This is a genomic window from Candidatus Erwinia haradaeae, from assembly GCF_900698955.1.
GTDB classification, from domain to species: domain Bacteria; phylum Pseudomonadota; class Gammaproteobacteria; order Enterobacterales; family Enterobacteriaceae; genus Erwinia_E; species Erwinia_E haradaeae_G.
Window position 1 is genome coordinate 17,889 of record NZ_LR217720.1, and the last position, 22,801, is coordinate 40,689.

The 22,801-nt window shown below is 32.9% G+C and carries 13 protein-coding genes and 1 tRNA gene; 9 read left to right on the forward strand and 5 right to left on the reverse strand.

Going from position 1 to position 22,801, the window contains the following annotated elements; translation table 11 throughout:
• Positions 1-1,047: 1,047 nt before the first annotated feature.
• The gene (tadA, locus tag ERCILAFE3058_RS00070; RefSeq protein ID WP_157989475.1) at positions 1,048-1,539 is read right to left on the reverse strand and encodes a tRNA adenosine(34) deaminase TadA; all 492 of its coding nucleotides are present in this window, start codon (positions 1,537-1,539) and stop codon (positions 1,048-1,050) included.
• A 1,218-nt stretch (positions 1,540-2,757) separates the two neighbouring features.
• Between tadA and rpiA the strand changes: the two genes are divergently transcribed.
• The 5 genes from rpiA to purN all read left to right on the forward strand — a co-directional run bounded on the left by rpiA (position 2,758) and on the right by purN (position 10,348).
• Positions 2,758-3,450, forward strand: a complete 693-nt coding sequence (gene rpiA / locus ERCILAFE3058_RS00075; RefSeq protein ID WP_157990030.1) for a ribose-5-phosphate isomerase RpiA — start codon at positions 2,758-2,760, stop codon at positions 3,448-3,450.
• A 221-nt stretch (positions 3,451-3,671) separates the two neighbouring features.
• A complete protein-coding gene (lgt, locus tag ERCILAFE3058_RS00080) occupies positions 3,672-4,547 on the forward strand; it encodes a prolipoprotein diacylglyceryl transferase (protein WP_157989476.1) in 876 nt (291 codons plus the stop codon).
• Positions 4,548-5,597: 1,050 nt separating this feature from the next.
• Positions 5,598-8,393 carry a DNA polymerase I gene (gene polA, locus ERCILAFE3058_RS00085; protein WP_157989477.1) on the forward strand — a complete coding sequence of 932 codons (2,796 nt, stop codon included), beginning with the start codon at positions 5,598-5,600 and terminating at the stop codon, positions 8,391-8,393.
• A gap of 261 nt (positions 8,394-8,654) precedes the next feature.
• Positions 8,655-9,695, forward strand: coding sequence for a phosphoribosylformylglycinamidine cyclo-ligase (purM, locus tag ERCILAFE3058_RS00090; protein WP_157989478.1), 1,041 nt, complete (start codon positions 8,655-8,657; stop codon positions 9,693-9,695).
• Complete coding sequence (purN, locus tag ERCILAFE3058_RS00095; protein WP_157989479.1) at positions 9,692-10,348, forward strand: phosphoribosylglycinamide formyltransferase; 657 nt, start codon at positions 9,692-9,694, stop codon at positions 10,346-10,348. The genes purM and purN overlap by 4 nt, the downstream gene beginning before the upstream one ends.
• 742 nt (positions 10,349-11,090) lie before the next feature.
• Here the strand turns inward: purN and tcdA are convergent.
• Entirely contained in the window at positions 11,091-11,885 is a 795-nt protein-coding gene (gene tcdA / locus ERCILAFE3058_RS00100) for a tRNA cyclic N6-threonylcarbamoyladenosine(37) synthase TcdA (RefSeq protein ID WP_157989480.1), read from the reverse strand.
• A 1,050-nt stretch (positions 11,886-12,935) separates the two neighbouring features.
• Here tcdA and ERCILAFE3058_RS00105 point away from each other — a divergent pair.
• A complete protein-coding gene (locus ERCILAFE3058_RS00105) occupies positions 12,936-13,094 on the forward strand; it encodes a hypothetical protein (protein ID WP_157989481.1) in 159 nt (52 codons plus the stop codon).
• A 545-nt stretch (positions 13,095-13,639) separates the two neighbouring features.
• Here ERCILAFE3058_RS00105 and ERCILAFE3058_RS00110 read toward each other — a convergent pair.
• Positions 13,640-13,716, reverse strand: a tRNA-Met gene (locus ERCILAFE3058_RS00110).
• A 773-nt stretch (positions 13,717-14,489) separates the two neighbouring features.
• Between ERCILAFE3058_RS00110 and sppA the strand changes: the two genes are divergently transcribed.
• Both sppA and ansA read left to right on the forward strand, forming a co-directional pair.
• Positions 14,490-16,352 (forward strand): signal peptide peptidase SppA, encoded by a 1,863-nt coding sequence (sppA, locus tag ERCILAFE3058_RS00115; protein ID WP_157989482.1) that lies wholly within the window; start codon positions 14,490-14,492, stop codon positions 16,350-16,352.
• 130 nt (positions 16,353-16,482) lie between these two features.
• Entirely contained in the window at positions 16,483-17,514 is a 1,032-nt protein-coding gene (ansA, locus tag ERCILAFE3058_RS00120) for an asparaginase (RefSeq protein WP_157989483.1), read from the forward strand.
• 108 nt (positions 17,515-17,622) lie between these two features.
• Here ansA and ERCILAFE3058_RS00125 read toward each other — a convergent pair whose 3' ends face one another.
• A complete protein-coding gene (locus ERCILAFE3058_RS00125) occupies positions 17,623-17,925 on the reverse strand; it encodes a chorismate mutase (protein WP_157989484.1) in 303 nt (100 codons plus the stop codon).
• 3,651 nt (positions 17,926-21,576) lie between these two features.
• Here ERCILAFE3058_RS00125 and ERCILAFE3058_RS03540 point away from each other — a divergent pair.
• Positions 21,577-21,708: a hypothetical protein gene (locus ERCILAFE3058_RS03540; RefSeq protein ID WP_269472439.1), complete on the forward strand. Its 132-nt coding sequence runs from the start codon at positions 21,577-21,579 to the stop codon at positions 21,706-21,708.
• A gap of 625 nt (positions 21,709-22,333) precedes the next feature.
• Here the strand turns inward: ERCILAFE3058_RS03540 and ERCILAFE3058_RS00130 are convergent.
• A complete protein-coding gene (locus ERCILAFE3058_RS00130; protein ID WP_157989485.1) occupies positions 22,334-22,747 on the reverse strand; it encodes a F0F1 ATP synthase subunit epsilon in 414 nt (137 codons plus the stop codon).
• Positions 22,748-22,801: the final 54 nt, after the last annotated feature.

A 22,801-nucleotide genomic window follows, 5' to 3' on the forward strand; every position in this document is an offset into this window, starting at 1 on the left:
TAAGTATCCGAGTAAATCTTTTTAGAGGTAATTGAATCGTTTTGTTTTTTATTTTGAATGAAAGGCTCTTTTGAGTTTAGAACACAAGTTTTTCCCATCCATATCATTGTAAATTTTTAGTTGGTGTTTTTTACTGCTAACAGCATAGCATAATTTACAAAATATTATATATAACAAGACAGCAAAATATTTTTATTACAAAATAAGTATTGTATGTGTATGGCGATATAATACAAAGTATTACGCACTAGTAATTGATAGTAGATAGACTGGGTGTAGCCTGTAATATGAATGTAATATATTTTCGTAAAATATTCATTGATTTTAAGTTGATCTATAAGTCTCTTAGGATCCTATTTAATATATCATATACGGGTCACGCTTGATATATTTCTTCTTATTCTTTATTGGTAATATACTTCATTTACTGGGGAATATGTAAAAAAATAGTGCCTTCGCGGCATCATTTCTTAACTATCTGCATCTATACATAACATAGCTATATAGGGATTTTTAGTCTTAAGAATCACCCTGATTCTAAAAAACCATCGATATAGTATGAATAAATATAAAATTTATCTTAATAAGAATAATGAATTCTATTCCCTTCGGTTCTTATTCAATATAATTATTGGAATTGTAGCAATATGGATATTATGCTTTTGTTGATACTTGAAGATAGAGCTACATTTCATCTCACCCTTGATGTGATTCATGTTCATCTTATTTATTTTAATAAAATTTTATTTTTATAAAGATAGTTTAACATTAAAATATTAACATATGTGCGCAGTGATGATATGCAAATGATACGTCACTATCAATTTTATATGTATATATCAGATATCGATGGACATTTTGATAACTCGATGTGTAACTATAGTACACGTTTTTGTATTAATAAAATGCTATCCTATACAAGGTGCATATAGGATTATGGTTGACCAATATATAAGTTATATAATATCATTACTTTTTTTCACTATATACATCGATTTTTAGATGAATAATAGAATATTGACTGATGTCAGATGACAGTAGATTAAATTAAGATAGAATGGTTTTGCCGTGAATCCTTTTTTCTGCTCTTTTCTGATAAAAAAAGTGAGTAAGTATATTAGAGCACTCTGTTTTAAGCACACCGCCGTTAACCTGAACATGATGATTTGTTCTTGTATCTCGTAATGTATGCAGACAGGTATTTATTGTACCATCTTTAGAAGCACGAGCTCCGTATACCAGTCGACTAACACGACTATAAACTATTGCACCAGCACACATAGCACAAGGTTCAAGAGTGACATAGAGCACAGACTCTGTGAGACGATAATTACGTAGAACTTTCCCACCCTGTCGTAATGCTATGATTTCAGCATGTGCTGTGGGATCATGAGACTCAATAGGTTGGTTCCAACCTTTACCAATTACTTTATTATTCAGCACTAATATTGCGCCAATAGGAACTTCGCCTTGATTTTGAGCGTAATATGCAAGCACGATAGCATGATGCATCCAGCGCTCGTCGTTATTGCGTGTCAATACAAAACCTCCGGTGATATAGATAGTTGTAATATTCTGTTTTATGGTGCGTATAGAGCTCTATAAAGTAACAGAATTTAATCATGAATAATTTTAACATTTTTGTGAGTTTTCGTACGCTTGATATAAAAATAAAAATAAAATTGGGGGAAATAAGAAGAAGTTGCTATTTTTCAAATACTTGGTCATATGATTGGCTGTCTTTGGGATGAAGAGCAAACGTGAATTTTAGAATATTTTGCTATAGCTATATTATAGAGAAGTATTCTGACATATTCAGATACCCTCATATGTCATATGATGTAAGATATTAGATCTTGCCTAACTCATAGACATCATCTATACTTTTAAAGATAAAAGATACTCTAAGTATAGATTTTTTAATATTCATATTGCAGCTACGGGATGCGTATGTCATCTTTGCATTTTTGATGAAACATAAGGAGGTATTTAATAAGGCAGTTGATTTATATCATACGTGCTAAATTTTCTAGAATAGTTTTTATCCAAATATATGACAGATACAGATTATATTACTGATATTTTATCTTTTCGTGTACTGCAGAACAATGCGTATTATGTAAAAGACTTCATATTGTGATGGCTGCTGGGTCATATTTCATAAGCTGCTACCACCTTTTCTTTATTTTGCAATCTCTCTTCGATAGCTGTTAAGGCGTTGCATACTAAATGTATGCGTATGTAACTATATACAGCCCATAATAAAATAATATAGAGTAATGTGATTCACACACTTCATATAAAATTAAATATAGTGATTTTATATCTTAGCGAGCATGATTGTAGACATATCATGTGGTTATTTTTTGTCCGCATAGAACGCGGGTGTAATAGTGATTATTTTCTAACTAGATGCTATAATATGCACTATTCATAGCATCGGTTGTATGGTCATGAGTCTCTTGGATATTTAGAGATAGTACGGTATAATATATAGAGGTCTCTGGTGTGATTTGTCGTATGTCTTTTTTATATTGTGCGGTATCAATTTTAATTGATGAGATTCGAAGTCACTGTTGTGTAAAAGATGATTTTCCAGAAACATATTTTTCTTGTATTTTTTGTATACAAGATAAGCACATAGTTTAGCATAATGTCATTTGAGGTAATCTTAACAGAGGTATTCCTCAAGTTTTCTCAGCTCTCTTTAATATGATGTTCAAGATCAAGTATATCAGTAGAAGTTGGAAATCTATCATAATGCATGATGACTTAAAAAAGAAAGTTGGTTGGGCTGCATTAGAATACGTGATGTCAGGCACTATTGTTGGTGTGGGTACTGGCTCAACTATTGCATATTTTATTGATGCATTAGCTTCGATTAAGAATGAGATTATTGGCACGGTGTCTAGTTCAGAGACATCAAGCGCAAGATTACAAGCATACGGTATTCCTGTTTTTGATCTGAATGATGTTAATATTCTTTCTCTGTATGTTGATGGTGCGGATGAAATAAATAATCAGTTACAAATGATTAAAGGAGGAGGAGCGGCTTTAACTCGAGAGAAGATTATTGCAGCGGTTTCTGATTGCTTTGTTTGCGTTGTCGATTCTTCTAAACAGGTTAATATATTAGGGCGTGTTCCTCTTCCAGTGGAAGTGATTCCTATGGCACGTGCCTATGTTTCTCGTCAGCTTGTTAGGTTAGGTGGAAGTCCAAAGTATCGTCAGAATGTTGTTACTGATAATGGGAATATTATTCTCGATGTACATCATCTTAATATGAGTAATCCTATTCAGCTAGAAAAAGCTATCAATGCTTTAACTGGTGTTGTGACAGTCGGATTATTTGCCAATAGAGGAGCGGATGTAGCACTCATTGGTACCACTCATGGAGTACAAGTAATCAACAAAGACCCTCTAGTACCTAATGCAATTACTTTCTTATAGGAGAAAAGTTTTAAGTTATTTGGTTGATTGATAGTGATAAGATGTTAAAAAAGAGAGTGTCTTCTTGCGTGTAAGTTTTAAATTGATCTGCCGTTATTTAATGTACTCCTCAAAAGTATGATAGATGTGTGTGCGTACATTACTTTATACTTAAGGTGGTTATTTATTATAGGGATCATACGTAAACACTAACTATAACAGAATGGTAATATCATAGTGCAATGCATCATGCTTATCTAGTCTTTCCTCAATTTGATCCAGTTATTGCCTCCATTGGACCAGTATCATTACACTGGTATGGGTTGATGTATGTGATTAGTTTTATTTTAGTACGATGGATCGCAAGACGTCGAGTTCATAAATATGGTGGAATTTGGAATAAGGACGCGGTGGATGATTTAATATATTCAGGATTTCTAGGGGTGGTTTTCGGAGGTCGGTTAGGTTATGCATTATTCTATAATTTTCCTGTATTTCTCCATAATCCTTTATATGTCTTTCACGTTTGGAAAGGTGGAATGTCATTTCATGGTGGATTCATAGGTGTTATAATAGCTCTGTGGATATTCTCTCATCGTACTCAGCGTAATTTTTTTGTCATTTCTGACTTTATAGCGCCGCTGATTCCATTGGGCTTAGGTGCGGGTCGTTTAGGTAATTATATTAATGGTGAATTATGGGGAAGAGTGGATCCTAATTTACCCTGGGCGATGTTATTTCCAAACTCGTATAGCGAAGACATTAAGTTAGCCGCAAATGATCCAGAATGGCAACAGATGATCGTGACTTATGGAGTCTTACCGCGTCATCCTTCGCAGTTGTACGAAGCATTTCTAGAAGGTTTTGTTTTATTTATTGTATTGCATTTCTTTATTTTCCATCGACCACGTCCTGTTGGTGCTGTCTCTGCTTTATTTTTAATACTATATAGTGTCTTTCGTATTTTTGTCGAATTTTTTCGGCAACCCGACCAGCAGATTGGTTTATTCTATGGTATTAGTATGGGACAGATTCTCTCAGTGCCGATGTGTATTGCAGGAATTATACTGATGCTTGTAGTATACAATCAGAGAACTCCAGTAACAAAGGGCGAATAAATGAGGAAACAATACAAATATAATGCAGTTCTTAATGCTTATTTGTATATATGATAATGCATATGGATCAAATATCATATTAACTATGAGTTAATAATATAGGATAGAAAGCATAAATATGAGCAAGCGACTATGATCTTTTATAGAGAGTATTTATTTGTATTTATTAGAAAGAGGTCTACTGCATTTTTCGATTGGGGTGACTGTTGCGATTGATAGCTAGTGTAGGCTCCGTAACATTTAAAGTACAGAACTCTGATAGTAAAGCAGAGAAGAAAAATCAATGAGTGATGTGGTATATATATTAACAGGTGGTTCTCTGGTGGAGGTTGTGATAGTAATTGCAACAGAGCTTCAGTGTGAGGATGACATGATGCTGTAGCATATATACTAGAGCAAGTAATTTTTATGACATGTGTACTACGTACCTATTTTATCTATGACATCAATATTATTGATGATAGTGTAATGAGTGGCGCACTTATTTTTATATGTGATCTGACATGGATTATCAGAGAGCTTTGATGTTTATCAAAGCATACCATTATAATGGTAACTCAATTTTAAAGCAATCGAAAAACTATGGAGTCATTAATTATTAGATGAATTTATAATCTTAGATTGATATGTTATATTTACTACATATTATGAGTATTTTATCTAAAAGTAAATATTAAAAACTCACATAGGTAAATGAATATAGCTAGATATTAGTAATACGATCACATATATGCATATAGTATATCGGTAATGTTTGATATATCTTTGCACCAATGAATATTGTAGATGAATACGTTTAGTGCCAGAAATAGAAATATTGTATTATACACTCCTATTATAAATATTTATAAGAATGAGAAATAGTTGATAGAGAAAATAATGCATTACACCTAACTACACTGAAAAATGATTTTAAAGAATTGTGTATGTATATAATGTAATACATTTATCATAAAAAACATCGTTATACATATTAACATAGATGCATATCTATTTTTATGATGGAAGATAATTTTTAAGTCAATGCTAGAATGTTGTGAGTGCTCTTTAATGATGTATTTTACAGAAAAGTCTTTGATTTTAGTAGATGGTTCTTCATATTTATATCGCGCTTATCATGCTTGCCCCCGTCTTACAACTGATTCTGGTTTTCCAACTGGAGCTATGTATGGCATGCTAAATATGTTGCGGAGTTTGTTACTCAAGTATCAACATAGCCATGTAGCTGTAGTATTTGATGCACCTGGTAAAACGTTTCGTGATGCATTGTTTATAGAATACAAATCGCATCGCCCAATAATGCCGTACGAATTACAAATACAGCTGGAACCTCTACAGGAAATCATCAAATCTCTTGGTCTGCCTCTTTTAGTGATTCCTGGAGTTGAAGCAGATGACGTCATTGGTACTCTAGCGTTAGAAGCGGAAAAATTGGGTCAAACTGTGTTAATTAGCACAGACGATAAAGATATGGCACAATTAGTTAGTCAAAATATTAATATTATTAATAGCATAGATAATAGGATGATGGGGCCTCAAGAGGTTTTCGAAAAATACGGTATTCCGTCTTCTTTAATCATTGACTTACTTGCATTAGTTGGTGATACATCGGATAATATACCAGGTGTAGCAGGTGTTGGAAAAAAAAGCGCGCAAGCGTTATTACAGGGTTTGGGGGGCATTCAAGTTATTTACAAGAACCTTGATAAAGTGGCTTCGCTACCATTTAGAGGATCTAAAAATATAGCACTAAAGCTAGAAAAAAATAAAGGTATGGCGTTTTTGTCCTATGAGCTAGCTACGATTAAGACAGATGTACAGCTTTCACTTACTAGTAATCAGTTAACTTATACGACACCCACTTTATCTTATCTTCTAGAATTATTAAAAAAATATGAATTCAATCAGTGGCTATCTCATTTAGAAAATAAAACATGGTGGCGCTGGCATTGTAAGGCATGGCATATTATAGAGAAAAGGATCATAATAGAAAAAGAGCGAGAAGACAAAAAGGGGGCAATAAATACGTTTGAACCCACTACGTACCTAGATATCCTAGATAAAGTTACATTCAGCACTTGGATTGAAAATATAAAAAATAGTAAATATTGTGCATTTTATATAGAAACTGATTCGTTGGATGTGTTTACAGCTAATATTGTTGGATTGTCTTTTTCAACAATGCTAGGAAAAGCTGTTTATTTACCGGTATCTTTTAGTAAAAAGACTTCATCCACTCAACTAGATGGTTTTTATATTTTAGAAATGCTACAACCAGTGCTAGAAAATATGAATCTCGTAAAGATTGGGTGTAATCTTAAATTTTATTACAAGATTTTAAAGAAGTATAATATTAACCTGCAAGGACTTTGTTTTGATGTTTTTCTTGAGTCTTACGTGTTAGATAGTATTGGAAATTGTCGTGATTTGTATATATTAGCAGAAAGATGGTTACATTATGATTTGGCAATGTTAACTCATATTGTTAGAAAAAAGAGACATAAGCCAGTTTGTCATCCGGTGTTAATTGGGTCAAATAACTATTGTGCAGCGATTCATGCTGATGTGACACTACAGTTACATACAAAGATGTGGACACAGTTAGAGCAAAAAAGGGATCTTAAATACATTTTTGAAGAGATTGATATGCCTCTTGTTCCTGTTTTGTCACGCATAGAACAGAATGGAGTTTTAATTGATAAAAAGTTTCTTAGTGAGTATTCCAAGGAAATTAGTTCTCGTCTAACAAACTTAGAATTACAAGCACATGAATTCGCTGGCGAATCATTTAATCTATTCTCACCGAAGCAGCTTCAAGTCATTTTGTTTAAAAAACACGGCATAAAGTCAACTAAAAAAACACCGGGGGGTGATTTATCGACTAGTGAAGAAGTGTTATCTCAATTATCACTGCACTATCCATTAGCAAAAGTGATTTTAGAACACAGATGTCTTTCAAAAATTCAATCATCTTATACTAACAAGCTTCTTCGTATGATACATCCAGATACTCAACGTGTGCATACATCTTATCATCAAACAGTAACAGTCACGGGACGTCTTTCTTCTAGCAATCCAAATTTACAAAATATTCCTGTACGTAATAATGAAGGTCGACGGGTGAGAAAAGCTTTTGTCGCACCTCAGGGATATTCTATCATTGTAGCAGACTATTCGCAAATTGAATTACGTATTATGGCGCATTTCTCACAAGATGCAGGTTTGTTGTTAGCGTTTTCGAAAGAACAAGATGTGCATTGCGCTACAGCAGCAGAAGTATTTGGCGTAGACTTACCCGTGGTTACTAAAGAGCAAAGACGAAGCGCTAAGGCTATTAACTTTGGTTTGATTTATGGAATGAGTGCCTTTGGTTTAGCACGTCAGCTGTGTATTGGAGTCGGGGAGGCTAAGATATATATCGATCGTTACTTTGGACGATATCCCGGTGTACTGCATTACATGAGAAATACGCGTAAAAAAGCTGCGGAACAAGGATATGTCTCTACATTACATGGACGTCGCTTGTACCTGCCCGATATTAATGCCAGGAATGGTATACGTCGTCAAGCAGCTGAGCGTGCGGCAATCAACGCTCCAATGCAGGGTACTGCGGCAGATATTATGAAGCTGGCTATGATTTCGATCGATATATGGTTAGCGCAACAAAAATTTCCATTATTTAGAATGATTATGCAAGTACATGATGAGTTAGTGTTCGAGGTGAAGAGTCATTCCATAGCAGGTGCCTCCATGCAAATTTGTGCTTTAATGGAAGGTTGTATACATTTGGACGTGCCATTACGCGTAGATATTGGTATAGGAGAGAATTGGGACCAGGCGCACTAACGTCAATACACTATCTAATAGTGAAGCACTTTGATATCTTTATATTTTTGAGAGTCCAGGGAATTCATGAACGTATTTCATCTATTTTGTTCTATTGTTGTTTAATTGCGTTCCCAAAATAGGTGCGATAATATATGTGCAGCATTGATTGTAAGAGGTATCGAGAACAAGACAAACTGTGAGCATATTTTCTGTATAGTGCGCTGATTTTTATTGTATTCTGTTTACTTTTATCTATATATATTGGATAAGGATTACATAGTGGTTCATATACATTCTTTAAGCTATAAAGATTCTGGAGTAGACATTCATGCTAGCAATGTTTTTGTTAAGCGTATAAAAAAAATAGCACAAAAAACATATCGTCCAGAAGTGATCAGTGGGTTAGGTGGTTTTGCAGCTCTTTGTGCTTTGCCAACAAACTATCATGAACCAATTTTGGTATCTAGCACGGATGGAGTTGGGACTAAGCTGAGACTGGCAGTACAGACACAATGCTATAATACAATTGGTATTGACTTAGTGGCTATGTGTGTAAACGATTTAGTGGTTGTAGGAGCAGAACCAGTCTTTTTTCTAGATTACTATGCTACTAGTAAGTTAAAGGTCGATATCGCATCTTGTATTATTCGCAGTATTGCAGAAGGGTGCTTAGAAGCAGGGTGTGCGTTAATTGGTGGTGAAACCGCTGAAATGCCAGGTATGTATAGGGGCCAAGATTATGATATAGCAGGTTTTTGTGTAGGAGTGGTAGAAAAAAAAGAGATTATTGATGGTAGTAAGGTAACTGATGGTGATGTATTAATTGCCCTGGGTTCTAACGGCCTTCATGCTAATGGGTATTCATTAGTGCATAAAGTATTAGAATATAGTAATATCAATATAAATACTACTTTTTTAAACGATAAGTCGTTAGCAGATCATCTTTTGGCCCCTACTAAAATTTATGTTCATGCTATTCGCACTTTAATACGACAAATCGATGTACATGCTATCGCTCATATGACGGGTGGGGGTTTTTGGGATAATATTCCACGTATCTTACCAGACGAGACTCAAGCAGTATTATATGAGTCTAGTTGGGAGTGGCCTAAAATATTTCAGTGGTTACAAGATATAGGAAATATTAATCTCTCTGAGATGTATCATACTTTTAATTGCGGTGTTGGCATGGTAATTATTGTACATAAAAATGTAGCAGACAAGGCTGTAAAAATACTAAATGAAAGCGGTGAAGTAGCTTGGAAGATTGGCGTGATAAAGACTTCAGATAGTCATCATCGTGTTGTAATGCACCCATGAAACGTATAGTGATACTTGTCTCTGGTGACGGTAGTAATTTTCAGGCGATCTTAAATTCTTGTAAAAAAAAGGAAATATTCGGCAGAATAGTGGCTGTTGTAAGCGATAATTGTCAAGCATTTGCGATAGAGCGCGCGCGTGTAGCTCATATTTCTACTCATGTGTTAGTCCCGGCACCATTGCATAAAGAAGAACATATATTTAATCAGGAGTTAATGCAAGTAGTCGATTTGTATTCTCCAGATTTAGTTATTTTAGCCGGTTATATGCGGATTTTGAATGCAGACATTGTTGCATCCTACTCTGGGCGGATACTTAATATCCATCCATCTTTGTTACCAAAATACCCGGGATTGTATACACATCGTAAAGCAATACAAAACAGTGATGCTCAGCACGGAGCTTCTGTACATTTTGTGACAGACAAAATAGATGAAGGTCCAGTTATTGTGCAAGCGAGGGTGCCTGTTTTTCATAATGATAGTGAATATACTCTTTCGATGCGAGTGAAAGAGCAGGAGCATAGTATTTATCCTCTAGCAGTAAAATGGTTTACAGAAGGCCGTCTTAAGATGCATAACAATGCAGCTTGGTTAGATGGATATAGACTGCCTCAGTCAGGGTATATAGATGTCATTGAGAGGAGTCTCTAATAGAATTATCTCTATGAGAGTCTATTAGACCGTGCTATTTTAAAAATTCCATTGATCATCTTTTTGAAATAATATCTTATCAAACATCATCATTATCATGATCAATATGGAGCATGTAGTAATATCTTTGTTTTACGGTATTGTGGATGAGTATATGAAAAACAAAACTAAGAATTAGAGTACACATATCCCTTGATGTTCATGTATTTCAATGGAGAAATAGCAATATAATAAATATTATTAACTCGTGGTCTATTTTTATTCTGCTAGATTTTTAACTATGGATATAAAATAGCAAGAGTGAGAAAAAATATACATTTGACAGTTCTTGGCGATATGAGTTCTATAGATGATTCGGCATTTTGTGGATTGTTCATTATTATTTTATATATAATCATAGATATAGGTTAGTAGAGGAACCGCACTGTCTTTAATATTTAGCAGAACATGATATGTTTATATATGTATAGTAACTCCTGTACATTAAAATGCAGAAAATACAGGGTCAAATATAGTACGTGGTGGTAAAATTATATGTATACGATACATGTTAATTTCTATAGTCAGGAGTTAAGCATGCATGCCTTATTGTTCATAGAAGCGAGATCACCATAAAAATAATGATAATAACTTTTACGATGTGATAACAATCTGTTAAAGAACAACAAAAAAGTCATGAGATTTGATTTAAACACTAATTTATTTAGGCTTAAAATAAATGGAAGTAGCAAAAAACAGATTATTAAAGGTTGTTTTTTAGAATTTCTTGTAAAACGTGCGAAGCAGCGATAAAACCAAATGTGGCTGTCACCATGGTGACAGATCCTAATCCTTTGTCACAGTCAAGGTGTTCTAGGGTATGAGCTTTATGACGTGATCTACAGACTGAGCCGTCTGTTTGTGGGTATAATGTAGTTTCAGCAGAAAACACACAATCAATATTTAGCTCACCATTTTTGTTTTTGATTATTTGAAAGTTATCTCTTAGTCGCCTGCGTAATGCAGTAGATAACGGATCGTGTACTGCTTTTGATAAATCTGATACTTGTATTTGCATTGGATCAATTTTCCCAGCAGCCCCACCAATAGTAATTAGTGGAATGTGATTATAATAACACCATGATACCAGTGCTGCCTTTACTGTTACATTATCAATTGCATCTATGATATAGGTGAATTTATGGTTTAGTAATGTATTAATGTTTTGAAGGGTAAGAAAATCATCAATGCAGTGTACGTAGCATTCTGGGTTAATTTCTCTCATACGTGCTGCCATGATTGTATTTTTAGGCTGTCCTATACTGGTTTTCGTGGCATGAATTTGTCTGTTAGTATTAGTGATACAGATATCATCCATATCGATTAAAGTCAGGATACCAATTCCACTGCGTGTTAATGCTTCAGCTGCCCATGAACCTACCCCGCCAATCCCTACAATACATATATGTTTTTGAGCAAAGAGTGACAACGCAAGTTGGCCGTATATACGTGATATACCGCTAAAGCGTTGTCTCCATTTCGCAGAAAGCTCCTGCATGATAATATTTTCCTTGCATAAAAGTACAATAGTGATGATTGATGATATGATCATGTGATACTATATGATCTAGTCAGTGACTTATCAGAAAGAAAATAGGCATTCTTTTTGGATCGAATTACCACATCAGATAAGAGCTGTACATAATTTGCAAAATGAGCGACATAAGTCTTCTATAGACTATATGTGTAGGGGAGTTTATCTATATCTCATATCTCATATTAGAGGGATTTTCATAAATCATGTCACCTGTATGGTTTTCTATAATAGAATTATATTCTATATTTATTTTTATTTATCTCTAGATAGATCTACACATATATTTATGCTATTTCATAGATGTGTCAAGAGTATTGTACATAAAATGGCTTAATAAGTTTTTTGTTCATTATGTTTATTAAGAGAAAAAGGATAGAATGAAGCACTATGTGGAATACTAACAATGTTATTAATGATAGCATAATTCATAAATTTATAATAGAGATGGCATATTTTCTGGTATGTTCCTTAATATGTGTTCAGTATTGTGATGCGTGTAGTTATGCAGGTAGTATTAAGTGTTTCTCATAGATACATGATTTCATGTGCTTAAGATTGATAAAAGGTTGCTGATTTTATGTATGTATTTTGTAGCTTTAACTATATACCGTGCACGCATGCGAATGGTTGTACGAGTACTGTATTGTTAGTGGCCATTTATGATATGGTCACTAAGCAGTTGATAGATTAATGCTTTTATTTTTGTATGCAAAGGCTATTGTTGATAATGATGAAGAGGTGTGCGTCAATGACATGCCACTTATAGAATGTATAGAAAATGGTTTTTATGCAGAATATGATATGAAATATGAGTATATAATTTTATATATGTCTGAATGTGTATCTGAAATACTTGCTGTTTATTGAAATAATCTATTAAAGATAAATATGTTTACGATACGCGATGCTGATGAATCTGTTATATATATATTATTATATATAATAGATGGTATATGTGCAATCTCATTCAGTGATATAAATTTGATCGAGAGGGTATTAATGGTGAGTTATATGTGTCTGTCTAAAAAGGATTATACAGTTATATATGAGAAGTTTTTTGTTTTTTTCTTATCTGTGTGTGGTTTAGCAAAGGCAGGGTTTAATTTACACGACATCTTTGTACATGCCTTTCCTGTGATCCAGGCACTAGATGCTAACAACCTTTCCTGACTATGTTTTACTAATTTTTGCGATATGATTGAGGCGTATGCTTACCATAGAGAGTGTTAAATATTGACTTTTTTATATTTTTCTATTAATTAAAAGCTGTAAGTAATGCTAGATAGAATGAGCGTCTACTTGTTACGGATGTCGTTATTGTGTAACTTACAGATATCATATTAGGATGATCACATTACTATTCTTTTTTTCTGGATCGCAGAAAGAAATCCATTATTTTATGATAGCAAAGATACTTTGAACAAAGTTAATATTTTGTATGGTATGTAGATATTTATTCTTTTCTTGTAGGATGAATAATTCTTCTTGTCTTTAGAACACATGCACTATCATTAGTGCATTATACTATACCTATATAAAAATTTTTATGCTGAATTGATGTACCTAGTTTCATGAGAGTGTATAAATACATATTGCTTTTTTAGAGATGAACGCGATATTAAGAAAATAAAATATACGTATCAATATTAAATTCATTGAATGACAAATTTTAAAAAATGTATCTTAGATATCATCATTATAGAGTGATGATAGTTTGGTTGCGGGAGCTGGATTTGAACCAACGACCTTCGGGTTATGAGCCCGACGAGCTACCAAGCTGCTCCATCCCGCGTTTGGTCTATGCACGTCACTAGATATAATGATGTTATAGTACCACGATATAGTGAAAATCACTACATATTTAGTATCATTATACACTTAATATGGGTGTTATGGTAATTTTTTTAGTATACAGTATGTATCAATAAGCAAAAGACCCTTGGAATCTTGATTATATCTTTGAGTATTGCGTTAACTATGTATTCCTTGTTAGTATAAGAAAAATTATGACTTTTATGTAGACAAGATTATATGTAGACAAGATTAGATTGGTAGAGATATTAACAGAACATAGAAATTTATTGTAGTTCTCATTTGTTATGTGTGGCGTTTAGAAAGTGCTGCGCAGTAGTATAAATTGAGTATTTCGGTATCTTACTGGTTACTGATTATCATTTTCTGTATTGCAGTGTTCCGTGTATACGTGAATGCTAATAGATGTAGCACGTTCAAGAAGATCGGATGTACAATAATCAGAGTTTTTAGTTAGAGAGTGATTCTGATTATATATCCGGCAATAAATTTTTCTGAATTATGGTATTGATTTTCACAATTTTATTTAGAAGGTCTGCATAGTTAGAATATGAAAAATGTATTAGATAATAATCTAAACATAATAAATCTGTTATAATCAATCATTTCATGCAAAGAAATGTATATTAGTTATAGATCATAATTAATACAAATTGTGCGGGTGATGTATTGTTTATTTTTAATTGATTAGATTTCTCTTCTTAGCATAAGGGTTCAGGCCTAGATAATATAAATGTCATTAATGGAGAGTCTATGCACGTATTATGGCAAGTGATAATTACGATTTTATCTGGAGTGTGGCGAGGATTAACTTTAGTTCGTCAATGTATTGTAAATTTACTTTTTATCTTACTAGTAGTAATTGGTGTGTTTATTTGGTTTCAGAACGACAAAATCAATTTAGTAGGGGAGAAACACAAGGGTGCATTGATCATTAACTTGCATGGTAAAATAGTAGATCAACCAGCAAATAACTATAATTTTTTTAATCAGTTTAGTCATCAACTATTAGGATGCCGTAGTGAATCTGCAAAAGAGAATGCTCTTTTTCATATAGTGCACATCATACGTCAAGCCAAGAATGATGATAATATTACTGGTATAGTACTTGATTTACGTCATTTTATAGGTGGAGATCAACCTTCTCTGGAATATGTCGGTAAAGCATTACAGGAATTTCGTCATTGTGGTAAACCAATTTTTGCGATTGGAGTAAACTATAGTCAAGGGCAGTATTATTTAGCTAGTTTTGCGAATAAGATTTATCTTTCTCCGCAAGGTAAAGTGGACCTCCAGGGTTTTTCTATCAATAGCATGTATTATAAAACATTGTTAAATAAGCTTAAGGTTAGCTCGTATGTATTTCGAGTGGGCGCCTATAAGTCAGCAGTAGAGCCCTTTTTGCGGGATAACATGTCGCAAGAAGCGCGTGATTCCAGTAGTCAGGTTGTTGGGGAATTATGGCGGAATTATCTTCAAACTATAGCACAAAACAGAAATATCAGTACTACGCAGATTTTTCCTGGCGAAAAAAATATTATAGCGAAATTACAAGAACTTCATGGTGATGCTGCGCAGTATGCTAAAGAGAGTGGGTTAGTAGATGAATTAGCTTCTCCAGCATTAGCGGAAAAAGACTTAGTTCATATTTTTGGGTGGAATGAGCACACAAAGAACTATAATAGTATCATGATGTATGATTATAAGTTAAATGATCGTCATGGTATGGAAAATATAGGAGTGATAGTTGTTAGCGGTGCTATTACAGATAGCGAACAAAATCAGGGTCATATTTCATGTGAAACGACTGCCTTAGAAATTCGGTCGGCTCGTCTTGATCCTGCAATTAAAGCAATTATTCTGCGTGTTAATAGTCCTGGAGGTAGTGTAACTGCTTCTGAGATTATTCGGTCAGAATTAGAAGCTGTGCGAGCCGCAGGAAAACCCATTGTGGTTTCTATGGGCGGTATGGCTGCATCAGGAGGTTATTGGATCTCAACACCTGCAAATTATATTATCGCCAATAAAAATACCTTAACTGGCTCTATTGGAATCTTTGGTGTAATACATACTGTAGAGAATTCTCTAGATGCCATTGGTGTTCATGCTGATGGTGTCAAGACTTCAAACTTATCAGACATTATTATGACAAAGCCTCTTTCCGAAGATGCACAAAAAATTATGGAATTGAGTATTAATCATAGTTACCAAACTTTTATTAGATTAGTCGCACAAGCGCGTCACAAGACTTTTTCTGATGTTGAGGAGGTGGCTCAGGGTCGTGTTTGGATGGGTCGTGATGCAAAATCTCATGGTTTAGTGGATGATCTTGGTGACTTTGATGATGCTATTTCTAAAGCTGTAGAGTTATCCCATATACATGTGCCGCATTTAAAATGGTACCAGGATACACCTTGTATGTTAGATGCTTTTTTTGATCAACTTTCTGGTACTACACATAATGATCTTCGAAGTAGAGTTATGCAGACTTGGTTACCTCGTCCAATACTAGATTTTCTTTCAGATATAATAAAACAACCAGGTGTAATGGAAGAGAATGTACTAGATCCTAATCATCGTTATGCTTTATGTCTAAGTTGTAGTGATATCAGATAATCTTTTACGTTACATAATAAATTATTATGTAACGTTTTTCTGCACTAAAGATTCACGTACTGTTCTCCTGAATATATACCAGCTTCGTACTATGAATACGAAAAAATTTTATTATTTTTGAGTTTTATCTATGCAAAAAAAAAATATTTATGTGGCTTATACTGGTGGAACTATTGGAATGCAGCAGTCCAGAAATGGTTTTATTCCAGTTTCAGGATATCTACAACATCAGCTATCTAATACGTTAGAATTTCATAGGGAAGAGATGCCTCATTTTACTCTTCATGAGTATAAACCTCTCATTGATTCTGCAGACATGACACCATATGATTGGCAAGTAATCGCGGATGACATTAAGAGTCATTATGATGCTTATGATGGGTTTGTTATTCTACATGGCACTGATACTATGGCGTTTACTGCCTCGGCTCTTTCTTTTATATTAGAAAACTTAGCAAAACCTGTTATTGTGACTGGGTCTCAGATTCCGCTTGCGGAGATGCGTTCTGATGGTCATCAGAACTTGCTAAACTCACTATTTATTGCGGCTCGATATCCCATTAATGAAGTGACATTATTTTTCAATAATATACTATATCGCGGAAATCGTACTACTAAGGTCCATGCCAATGGTTTAAATGCTTTTGCTTCGCCTAATTTAGCGCCTTTACTAGAAGTAGGAACGAATATCAGGGTTCTTAACACCCCTCCGGCTCCTTTTGGTATTGGCGAACTGGTGGTACATACTATTACGCATCAGGAAATTGGATTAGTCACTATCTATCCAGGTATCTCGGCGACGCTTTTACGTAATTTTATTCAAAAACCCATTAAAGCATTAATTCTTCGTTCGTATGGAATTGGTAATGCACCGCAAAATAAAGAGTTTTTGCAAGTAGTTGAAGAGATGACAAAATGTGGTGTTTTGGTGGTGAACTTAACGCAGTGTTTGTCTGGCAAAGTAAATATGGATGGGTATACTACCGGTCATGCGTTAAAAAACGTAGGTGTAGTGAGTGGAACAGATCTTAGCGTGGAAGCTGCACTAACAAAACTATACTATCTTCTTAGTAAGAATTTAGCCATCCATGACATGCGTTATCTTATGCAAAAGAACTTACGCGGTGAGCTTACTATGGATAAAGAAATAGAGATGTTATAATACACGGCGTGGTACACGCCGTGTATAGCTACTGTGGATTTTTTAAAAACATTGTATTATATATAATATATTTTAGAGACTAGTGAAACATAATAGATTATCTTTGATTTATAATACTTTATTTAATATCAAGTGTACTTTTTTTATCTTTTTATTATATGATTTTTGCATGATATAACGCATGATGTTTACGATATCTTCCATCATATTTTTTCTTCCTAAGTTCTCTATTTCTTTTCGGCATGAACTGATGATTAGTTTTTCACGTTCTGGAGAATAAAGAGGTATCCCCTGTTGATTTTTTATATCGGCTATAGTGGATGCTAGTTCTATCCTTTCTGCTATTAAGCGGATTATTTTTTTATCCAGTTCATCAATTTTTTTTCGTAGGCGATCTATCTTAGGTGTCATGAGAGCTATCCTTATGACGGTGTGAAAGTGAAAATAATATATAGGTATTATTCATAGTGAGTAGTTATTACTAGTGATGAACGTATTTTATGTCACTACGCAACGTTAATGAATGTTATATATATAGACACGAAACATTGTATATTCACTCTCTGTCTTATGGATTATTATAAATGTAATGATGAGGTTATCTATTGATATATAGTCAATGATGTCATTTATTATTTTTGCAATGATACTAGTTATAAAATATGTCAAAAACATGGATTAGTGTTGAATAATAATACATTTTTATTATGTGTAGGATTACATCCATTGTAATTTTATTAGATTATATTCAGAATGTCTAATATATTGTATTTTACGTATCTGTGACTGTTATTATAGAATATATAAAGAAGAGTATAGCATTTCATACTTTATGTATATCTTTCATCTAATGCTATTATTCAGTTTATCATCTATATATGCTTTATATGAGAATATATTGATAAGCAGGTATTATTTGTTGAATATCGGCAAAAATATAAGATGACATCATAGATTGCAGTGGTAAAAATCATGAGGTCTTCAGGTTACATCCCAGTAATATAGACTATTATCTTTTTTTATTATATTATTTTTATAAACGATGTCTTTACCTGTCTGCATAAGTGATCAATTTACAATTATTTGGTTTTCTCGGGGTATGTTAATGTTCTATGCAGTAGAATGATATTCTAATAGATTATCTTACATATAATATGGATATTTTATTTTATAACGGATCGGAGGTTTTTACACCAGCTTCCCTGTCCATTTAAGATAAGAAAGGGATATATCAAATATATATTTTTCTTTTTTTTTGTGGGTTATTATTGCTCTTGTTTTCTATGAAGATATTAGATCACTGTACTAGGTTTTATTAGTTGTTCTACCTATCACCAGAAATAATATTGGAATTTGTATAAAAATGTAAGCGATTTTATTTATAATATGCGTATTCTGTAAGCGTATGTAGTAGAACTGTTATATTATTTACGATACATGTTACAACTATTGAATGTCTTATGTTTTTGAATTATATATTTTCGACTTATGTTGATAATATCAGATATTATGTATTATCTGTGTACATAGTAATAATAATACTTGGAATATATTTTTTAGAAGTAAGTATTAATACTTGAGTTGTATGTAATGGTAATGTGTACATAGACTATGTAGCATTCAGATATTTGCGCTATATTTGTGTAGGATCATGGTTATCATTAATATGATATATTCATTCAGTATCTACTCTACATCTACTAAAAATGCAAGCTATTATACATATTAGATCACTTCCTATATCAAATCATTGATGAAATTTGCGTGGCTGGAATTTTTTATTTTTTGTTTTTTGAGTATAGTGCGGCAGTGGATGTCTAGTAGTAAACTTTCATATTTTTGAATATATGACTGATCTTTAGATATATTTGTGTTTTATCATCATGATATGCATGTTTGTTATTCAATATGATCTCTAGACAATAAGTGCATCTATAGTCGTATCATAGATAGTAGAGATTTTATTTATACTGAGATCGAGATACTTATAAAGCATAAAGAATTTATATTCTGTTTTTTGATATCTCTGCATCATATGTTTACTCTGTTCTTTATGCACGCTAGGTGAAGGCGTGTAAAAATATTTTTCATGCTAGAGGTGATCGTCTGGTACATAATTATTGATTTTAGTATATTTTTACAAACCAATACTATTGGTATGCGTCTTATTATTTTTATTGAGAAATCTCTTTCTTTTACGATTGACATACTGTATCCGTAATATAGCAAAATTCTGTTTTTTAGTGCCACGAATAATGTTAACACTGTTGCTAAAATGAGGTTATGGTCCTTCAACTGTAGCTTTTGTGCTTGTGCTAATAAATATATTTTATAGTATTCTGCGTATTTTCTAAATTTTAGATTTTTGCTATTGTATTGTTATGACAAGGCGGATCTCTCATTGGTTTATATATGTTTATTATTTTTAAAATCATACATTAAATCATATTTAATAATCAGACAATATTTGTATCACTAATGTTCTTATTTTTGATGGCAGGTTGATTATCTAAATTATTATTTCTTCATATCTATCATTAGAGCATTCATGATTCGATGCACTAGTAGCAGTGTTTTTTACTGCGATTTACTTCTTCTATTTAAATTTATCTATTCTTGTATCATCGAGTGCACGTTATCTGTTGAGTAGGATGCAATAATTTTTAGTTGTGTAACTTAATCTATCTTTTTATACAAAATATAGTTTTTGTAGTACATATTCTTAATATGCCATGTCAATAGTATTTTCGTTTTTTATTCTCGATATATTATATAGTCTGTGGTTGTTAACAACTTTATGGTATTGGTATTATCAATCGTTATTTTTATATTGTAAATCAAGAAGATAGCAGAAGAAATTGTTTGAGACTAACCAGCGCGGGTACTATACATATAAACTATTGGCAATGGTTTTCATATAGATTGTTACTGTATATCTCATTTATGACTGATCATCTTAGAAAATACGTACAAAGTTGTAGTTATCATATCGTTTGATAGCGTGTATTAAAATATATCATAGATGCATTATTGAGCAGAACGAGCGATTTATTGTGAGTCTTTTCTAAATATATCGATGATTATTTAAGGATGATCCCTAAAATAGGAATCTCTTTATATTGAGATATGTGAGATTTGTATAAGATATTTATCTTTCCTTAGAGGAATAAAGTTTATTTTTATTTCTCTGTAAGTACAAAAATATCGTTATAAAAAGTATTTTGTACTACATGGGATGATACTGATTCTAGCATGCGGGTATCATGTGTAGTGTTTTTGTATTAGTTGATGTACATTTTCTTTTTGGAGAGAAAATAAGTAGGAAGCAATGTTTCTTTGTATGCCAACATGGATATGTGGAGATATGATGAGAGCATCGTTAACTTCGTGGGGTTATCACAACCTTATTTACGTATTTTCTATTTATGACCACCGAAGATATTGTGATGAGAAGAATAAAAATGTAGGGAGACTTTTCATCTTTCACATCTATGATCTTTATTAGTGCAAAAATCGCACCATGCATGCTCTATATGTGTGTGGAATTTATTACATATGAGAAATGGTCAGAAAACTTCTCCATGTAGGGTTTGGCTATAAGCATTCTTTATTTGTGTAAGGAGGTCTAACAGATGTGTAGTATAATGGGATTTGTGTAATGAGGGCGCGAAGTAATGATAAGAAGACTTCTATAATAGTGAGTGTCGATGTACATAGTTTGAATAGAGTTTTTGTATTTAGGATTAGTGACTCTCATTTATGTCATGGCTTTTATTTTCTCCGATGGTAAGGTTGGCATCATGTTTTTTATGATGATACATATATTATGAAGCTTAGAGTGATGAAAGAAGGTAGTAGTGGTATTTTTATTTATTTTATACACAAAAGGTGCCTCTCATGCGAGAGGAGGATGTGTACCATAGCACATAAAATTATTTTATAGGTAGGTTTATAAGGGTATATGCATTATATTTCCTTTCCTTAGTATACAAGACATAATATTTGTTTTTTTTGTTAAATATTGGTATTATAAAGCAAGTGCTTTTATAGGGAAAAACATGTATGAGCTATAGCTTAGGGATTGAACGCGCACCAATATGTCTCTGCCAAAGAGGCATTTATAATCAGTTGCATTATACAATAATGGTAATAGATATTATTTTCTATGGAAAAAAAGATATACGTACCTATTAAGAAATACGAGTATTAATGTATGTATTATTGCCTAAACGTTGCATCATGATTAAAAATAACGATACGTATAATATTGATTATATGTATGTATTCTACACAGAAGATACCAACATACTGTCATCGTGATAGCTGCTACTATTTCTTCATCTTTATTTTCAACACAGACGCCGCCCTCTTATGTCTAATGGTAGTATAAGTGACTCAATGTATTTGATATGTCGCTATAGTATAGTCAGGAAAACAAATCCTCTTAAATAGTTATCAAAAATAATATTTTAATGAATACAATAGCTCTCTTAATGAGTATTATATATAAAAATATAACCAAGAGAAGAGGCTAGTTTATTGAAGCATACATCACTATTAATATAGGGTTGAATGATGTCTGAATTATTACTATATGATGATGGAGGAATGGATATTATCAAGGGTACATTCAAACACTTCTTTATAGTTGGTATGTCCACCATCACAGGTTTAGGGTTTTTGTATTCAAAAAGAATGATATTCTATACTAATGATAAAGTACTTTTTTTCTCATAGATGATATATACCATATTCCACATGATGCATATATACTGTAATGTATATGTCTCATCTCCATCATGTTACATCCTACTACCACTTATACTGTTTTTTTCATTAAATTTATTACACGTAATTTAGCTAGTGCTTGAGATAATTCTGATGATGCTAGTACAAAATCTATTTCATCATGTTTTTTATTTAAACGCTCGATAGCTGCATTTTTTGCTTTCAATATCAGGCGTTCATCTAATTCACTACCGCGAATAGCGGTGTCTGCTAGGATGTTAACAACTAATGGTTGTATTTCTAATATTCCTCCTGAGAGGAATATGATTTCCTTTTTTTTATCTGTGTGTATGATAGATACCATACCAGGCTTAATCGTAGTCAGAAGGGGAGTATGATGTGGGTAGACACCAAGCTCTCCTTCGCTTCCTGATACTTGAATACTGTGTACCAATCCAGAGAAGATTCGTATTTCTGCGCTGACTACATTTAAATAAAAAGTCATAGTTAATAATTCACCTTTCTTGACAGATTATAACTGTGTTTACTTCATTTTATA